Here is a 668-nt window from a genome sequence, read left to right on the forward strand (position 1 = left end):
ACATCGATGTAGATTTGTTTCCTGTCCATGTTTCCTAATGCATTCCCTTCACATAGTCCTCTTTCAACTCACGCACTAACAATATGAGTCTCATCTTATTAAGTGTCTTTGTGTCTTTCCCCACCTGTCGCGCATATGCCTGGCCTTGCATTGTCACTCGATTGACTACAATGCATTCACCAGTTTGTTTATGCGTCCAGAACCCGTTTAGCGTCCGTTCCTTTGTTGTCATGGCTTGTCCTCCTAGCTGATTTGTCTCTTATTTTGCATTCCTGGTGGCTTAGTCGCTGCCATTTTATATCCCATTCCTGCTCTTACTCTTCCGTAAAACGTATTCCTATGGATTCCGTTACTTTGAGCTACACTTACCCATTTCCCATACACTCTGCCATTACCACGCGTTCCGACTCGCAATCCTACTGGTTCAGTTACTGCTCGTTCCTTATCCCAATACAAGTGATAGAAGCGATGATATGCCCGTTCTCTAGGAATCCCGTTCATCTTGGCGATCTCGTAATCTTCTTCGGTTAAGTATTCCGACATGGATTCCTCCTTAACTGATTTGTTTCTTCTTGTATTCCCGTGGTGGTTTTGTTGCTGCTTTTTCTTCATCCCACCCAAGTGATAACCTCTTAATATATGTGTTGTAAGGTACTCCGTTTTCTTCA

The 668-nt window shown here is 43.4% G+C and carries 1 protein-coding gene; it reads right to left on the reverse strand.

Annotation, left to right across the window (positions count from 1 at the left end; genetic code table 11):
• Nucleotides 1–243: 243 nt before the first annotated feature.
• Nucleotides 244–543 (reverse strand): hypothetical protein, encoded by a 300-nt coding sequence (locus JDS96_RS30570; protein WP_199669102.1) that lies wholly within the window; start codon nucleotides 541–543, stop codon nucleotides 244–246.
• Nucleotides 544–668 lie beyond the last annotated feature (125 nt).

It is taken from the genome of Bacillus cereus group sp. N21 (assembly GCF_016483395.1).
GTDB classification, from domain to species: Bacteria; Bacillota; Bacilli; order Bacillales; family Bacillaceae_G; genus Bacillus_A; species Bacillus_A pseudomycoides.

Bases quoted from the DNA above. Each gene is read 5' to 3' on its own strand.
- JDS96_RS30570 (WP_199669102.1), bottom strand. From the start codon at position 543: ATGTCGGAATACTTAACCGAAGAAGATTACGAGATCGCCAAGATGAAC.